Origin of the sequence: uncultured Winogradskyella sp. (genome assembly GCF_963975125.1) — a bacterium.
In the GTDB taxonomy this organism is placed as follows: Bacteria; Bacteroidota; Bacteroidia; order Flavobacteriales; family Flavobacteriaceae; genus Winogradskyella.
Window position 1 is genome coordinate 1 of the sequence record NZ_CAXBGB010000128.1, and the last position, 5,112, is coordinate 5,112.

At 32.6% G+C, this 5,112-nt stretch carries 4 protein-coding genes and 1 pseudogene; 3 read left to right on the plus strand and 2 right to left on the minus strand.

Annotation, left to right across the window (positions count from 1 at the left end; genetic code table 11):
• Nucleotides 1-124: 124 nt before the first annotated feature.
• Together AAC053_RS13465 and AAC053_RS13470 are read right to left on the minus strand one after the other, a co-directional pair.
• Complete coding sequence (locus AAC053_RS13465) at nucleotides 125-1,219, minus strand: ABC transporter permease (RefSeq protein ID WP_339757672.1); 1,095 nt, start codon at nucleotides 1,217-1,219, stop codon at nucleotides 125-127.
• An 8-nt stretch (nucleotides 1,220-1,227) separates the two neighbouring features.
• On the minus strand, nucleotides 1,228-3,402 hold the full coding sequence (locus AAC053_RS13470; RefSeq protein ID WP_339757673.1) for a carboxy terminal-processing peptidase: 2,175 nt from the start codon (nucleotides 3,400-3,402) through the stop codon (nucleotides 1,228-1,230).
• 247 nt (nucleotides 3,403-3,649) lie between these two features.
• Here AAC053_RS13470 and surE point away from each other — a divergent pair, with 247 nt between their 5' ends.
• From surE to AAC053_RS13485, 3 genes and pseudogenes are all read left to right on the plus strand, one after another.
• On the plus strand, nucleotides 3,650-4,420 hold the full coding sequence (gene surE / locus AAC053_RS13475; protein ID WP_339757675.1) for a 5'/3'-nucleotidase SurE: 771 nt from the start codon (nucleotides 3,650-3,652) through the stop codon (nucleotides 4,418-4,420).
• 42 nt (nucleotides 4,421-4,462) lie between these two features.
• Nucleotides 4,463-4,747 (plus strand): hypothetical protein, encoded by a 285-nt coding sequence (locus AAC053_RS13480; RefSeq protein WP_339757678.1) that lies wholly within the window; start codon nucleotides 4,463-4,465, stop codon nucleotides 4,745-4,747.
• An 87-nt stretch (nucleotides 4,748-4,834) separates the two neighbouring features.
• Nucleotides 4,835-5,112, plus strand: a pseudogene (locus AAC053_RS13485) (lipid-A-disaccharide synthase); the annotation flags it as partial.

Consider the following 5,112-nt stretch of genomic DNA (forward strand, 5'->3'; position numbering starts at 1 on the left):
CTTGGGAAGAAGTTCCTCAGTATTTTGTAACCTCATCATCAAAAAGTATCGGTAAAGATGATGTTTTAGAATTTATTGGTAGTACTAATGAAGAGATAGAACAGCTAAGAGCGAAAAAAACAAATTAACCCTTCACATCTAAAGCATCTCGCAAAGCATTACCAACCAACATAAAAGCCATTACCAATAACATAATAGAAAGTCCTGGTATTAAAGCTAAATACGGCTTACCTAAAATAATATAATTGTAGTGATCTTTTATCATCGCTCCCCAACTTGCCATCGGTGGTTGTGCTCCAATACCTAAAAAGCTTAATCCGCTTTCTATTAAAATAGCTGCTGCAAAGTTAGCCGCAGAAATGACTATTAACGGGCCAAATATGTTGGGTAATATATGTTTTGTAATAATCCTATAATCGTTATAACCTAAAGCTCTTGCCGCTGTAACATATTGCATTTCTTTAGCACTAATAATCTGTCCACGGACAACTCTTGCTACTTCTACCCACATGGTTAAGCCAACTGCAATAAAAACTTGCCAAAACCCTTTTCCTAAAGCTAAAGTAATCGCAATAACTAGTAAAAGTGTTGGAATAGACCATGTAATATTAATAATCCACATTATAAATGCATCAACTTTTCCACCATAATAACCTGCTAAACTTCCCATTAACAATCCAACAATTAAGGAAATAAAAACAGCTACAAAACCTATAAAAAACGAAATACGAGAACCTATTAAAATACGACTCAAATAGTCTCTTCCGTACTTATCTGTCCCAAAGAAAAAGCTTCTGTTATCTAGATAATTTTTATAATTTGAATTTGGAAATTGACTTAATTCGATTTGTTTCTCTAGGCCTTGTAACCCGTCAGAGGCATATTCAACATAAGTTAAAACACCACCTTTTACTTCGAAAGATTGAATAGGAATTTCAGTATTAGTATTATTTTTCCCGAAGAATAGTTTTAAAAAAAAGTTTTGTTCAGTTTTAATTCCTGAAGGAATAGTTAGCATTTGCACTTCAAAACCAGGTGATTTAGAATGAATAGACAAATGCATTTGATTTGCATTTTTTGATGAGTCAGGTGCAAATAAATATGCGAACACTGATATTAAGCCAATGCATCCAATAATCCCTAAACTAAAAACGCCCCAAAAGTTCTTTTTAAACTTTTGAAGCGCTAAACTTGTAAGTGAATTACTTTGGTTTCCCATATAGAATTTTAATTCTTCACGTTTGCTACTTTATTTTTTATAGCATAAGTCATCTTTAAATCGTTTAGAACATTAAGTGCTTCTTCGATATAAACATCTTTTGCCAAACTTTGATGCCAACGTTTGCGCTTTTCTTTTAAGATTGAATCTTTTTCCATTAAACTCAATTCATAAGGTAATGAACTAAATGTTAGGTCTGTTTTATATTCAGATAGCTTTTCGAAACGTTTTGCCTCTTCTCCATTAAGCTCCATTTCTTTTTTGTAGTCATTATAGTTTAATGAATATATTTCACGATCTCTAATTTTCTTAATCCATTTGGCATTAGCATCTATTAACTTTAATTGTTCATTTGCAGCCATACGTTCTTTGCTCTTACTAATTGTTGTATCGTAATCGAAATAATTTCCCCAAAGATCATAATCTACGGCATCTATTTTATCCCATGGTAATGGATTGTCCTGATCCTTTTCACCAATATTTATATAACTGTAACGGTCTGGTACCACAACATCACTCTTTACACCTTCTAGTTGTGTAGAACCACCATTGATTCTGTAGAATTTTTGTGTAGTGAATTTTAGAGCTCCCATATCACCATTAGAGTTATTTCTCACCATTCGATTTAAATCAAGTACATTTTGTACTGTACCTTTTCCGTAAGTCTGTTTGCTTCCAATAACTATCGCACGTTTATAATCTTGCATTGCTGCAGCTAGAATCTCTGATGCAGAAGCCGATAATTCATTTACCATAATTACTAATGGACCATCCCAGACAATGGCTTTATCTTTATCTTTAAGCACTTCTTTAGGCTCGCCTGTTGTTTTTACTTGTACCACAGGCCCATCTTCAATAAATAAACCAGCAATATCCACAACTGTTTGTAGGGATCCACCTCCATTATTTCTTAAATCTAATACTAGGCCTTGAATCCCTTCTTCTTTAAGTCTAATGATTTCTTGCTTTATATCTGAAGCTGCATTTCGCTTGTTATAATCTTCAAAATTAATATAAAACTTGGGTAGGTTAATAACCCCAAACTTTTTATCATCTTTAATAACAGTAGAAGATTTTGCATAGGTTTCTTCAAGCTCTACGATATCACGTGTTATTTCGATATCTTGAACCGTTCCATCAACTTTTTTTAGCGTTAAGGTTACTATAGTACCTTTGGGTCCTTTTATAAATTTAATGGCATCATCTAAACGCATACCAACAATGTTCACAGGCTTTTCTTCATCTTCTTGTTTTACTTTAAGAATCTGGTCTCCTACTTCGAGCTCGTTTTGTCTCCAAGCTGGCCCACCACTAATGATTTCATTAACCATAATGACATCCATTTTCTTTTGTAATCTTGCTCCAATACCTTCAAAATTCCCTGACATTGCAACATCAAATCTATCCTTATCTTCTGGAGCGAAGTAAAAAGTATGAGGATCAAATTCTTCTACTATCGCATTAATATAAACGGCAAACCAATCTTTACGTTGCCTATCTTCAATAAAATCATAAAGCTCATCTAGGGAACGCTTCGTTGCTGCCCTTGATTCTTTTTCAACTTCTTTTAAAGATTTATTATCAGTACTCTTAGTCTTATCTTTTTCGGCTGAAAACACACTTTCAGGAAGGTTGTTTGCTTCTAAATCCGTATCGCGTTGCACCAAGGCATCATCATAATTAGCAATTGTAGAAAACTTAAGTTGTTGTCTCCAACGCTCTTTCATTTCTCGCTTAGTTTTTACATAGGTTAACTTTTTATACTCTGAAGAATACGTTTCAGACTTCGAAAAATCAAAAGGCTTTTCTAAAATGTCTGTATACAATTTCTTTGACTCTTCTATTCGCGTTAAAAGACGTTGGTGTGAAATATTAAAAAATGATACGTCATAAGCTTTTATCTGATCATCTAATTGATCTTTATAAACTTCAAATTCTTCGATATCTGAAGCATAAAAATAGCGCTTAAATGGATCTAACTGATTCAAATAATCCTCAAAAACGTTAGCTGAAAAATCGTCATTTAATTCTTGTGGTTCAAAATGACCTTGATCTAAGACATACGTAATCAATTGTATTAGCAGTTTATCTTTATCTGGGTCGTCAAATGTTTTACTAGTAAAACTACATGAGGCAAATGCTATTAACAATGCAAGCAGTAAGAACTTATAATTCCCTTTCATTTTTTCCTTTTTTATTGTTTAATATAGTAAAATAGAATTCGCCATTATTAAATTGAAAATCTGAATATGGCTTGTTTCATATTCTGTATATTTAATTCTTATTAAGTAGGTATTCAAATTTTCACTAAAATAGAAGAAAAAACCGTGCCATAAAAAATCAGAGCTACTAATTTTTTGTTAAAGGTGATAATACCTGCAAATCGTAAGCTTTTTAGTACTTTTACAACACCTAAACGATTTATATTAAATGTCTATACGTCCCTTAATTTTAGTTACCAATGATGATGGAATTACAGCACCAGGTATAAGAACCTTAATTTCAGTGATGAACACCATAGGAGATGTTGTTGTGGTTGCACCAGATAGTCCGCAAAGTGCGATGGGGCATGCCATAACAATTAACTCTACATTGCATTTAGAAAAAGTCATTATAGACGGAAATCAACCTGAATATAGTTGTTCTGGCACTCCTGCTGATTGTGTAAAATTAGCGGTAAATGAAATTTTAGATCGACGACCAGATATTTGTGTATCAGGAATTAATCATGGTTCAAATTCATCTATAAACGTAATTTATTCTGGTACTATGAGTGCTGCTCTTGAGGCTGGTATAGAAGGAATTCCTGCGATAGGGTTTTCACTTTTAGACTACAACTGGAATGCTAATTTTGAACATTGTAAATCATTTATAGAAACTATTACTAGGCAAGTTTTAGAGCATGGATTACCTGACGGAGTGGTTTTGAATGTTAATTTACCAAATCTTAAAAAAAAGGACGTAAAGGGTATAAAAGTTTGCAGACAAGCACGTGCAAACTGGAAAGAGGAATTTGACAAACGCACCAACCCAATGGGACGTGATTATTATTGGCTAACTGGTAAATTTGTAAACATGGATAATGGTGAAGATACTGATGAGTGGGCTTTAGAACATGGATACGTTTCTGTTGTGCCAGTGCAATTTGATTTAACGGCACATCATGCTATACAGAATTTAAATACCTGGAAATTTAAATAGATATTGAAATATCCCGATAGCTATCGGGACAGCATAATGAATATGAAGAAAGAAATTTTAATTGGCTTTATAGTAGGTGTTATTGCGACAGCATTTGGTTTGATTTTAGCTCTTCAAATATTTGGAAAATCTAATGATTGGGGAATTGTAATAAGACAAGCCATTTCTGAAAATTTTTTAACTAAGCTTATGAGTATTGGCGCACTACTTAATCTAGGTGTATTTTTTCTTTTTCTAAAAAAGAATCAAGATCATAGAGCTAAGGGAGTATTAATTGCTACTGTACTTGTATTAATTTCAACTATGATAATTAAATTCTTGAATTAATGAAACATCATTTACTAAAGTTTAATTACGAAAAATCAAAAGCTCTAGATGTTCTATGTGACCACTTAAAAGCAATAAAATAAACACATGAAATATTACATCATTGTAGGTGAGGCCTCCGGAGATTTACATGGTTCTAACTTAATGAAAGCCTTATTAAGAAAAGACGATAAGGCAGATATTAGATTTTGGGGAGGAGACTTAATGCTATCTGTTGGTGGTGAATTAGTGATGCATTATAAAGAGCGACAATTTATGGGTTTTGCTGAAGTTATTTTAAACCTCAGAAAAATTTTAGGATTAATAAAATTCTGTAAAAAAGATATTGAAAGTTTTCTGCCCGATGTAATTGTTTTTATTGATAA

Bases quoted from the DNA above. Each gene is read 5' to 3' on its own strand.
- AAC053_RS13465 (WP_339757672.1), bottom strand. From the start codon at position 1,219: ATGGGAAACCAAAGTAATTCACTTACAAGTTTAGCGCTTCAAAAGTTT.
- AAC053_RS13470 (WP_339757673.1), bottom strand. From the start codon at position 3,402: ATGAAAGGGAATTATAAGTTCTTACTGCTTGCATTGTTAATAGCATTT.
- surE (WP_339757675.1), top strand. From the start codon at position 3,650: ATGTCTATACGTCCCTTAATTTTAGTTACCAATGATGATGGAATTACA.
- AAC053_RS13480 (WP_339757678.1), top strand. From the start codon at position 4,463: ATGAAGAAAGAAATTTTAATTGGCTTTATAGTAGGTGTTATTGCGACA.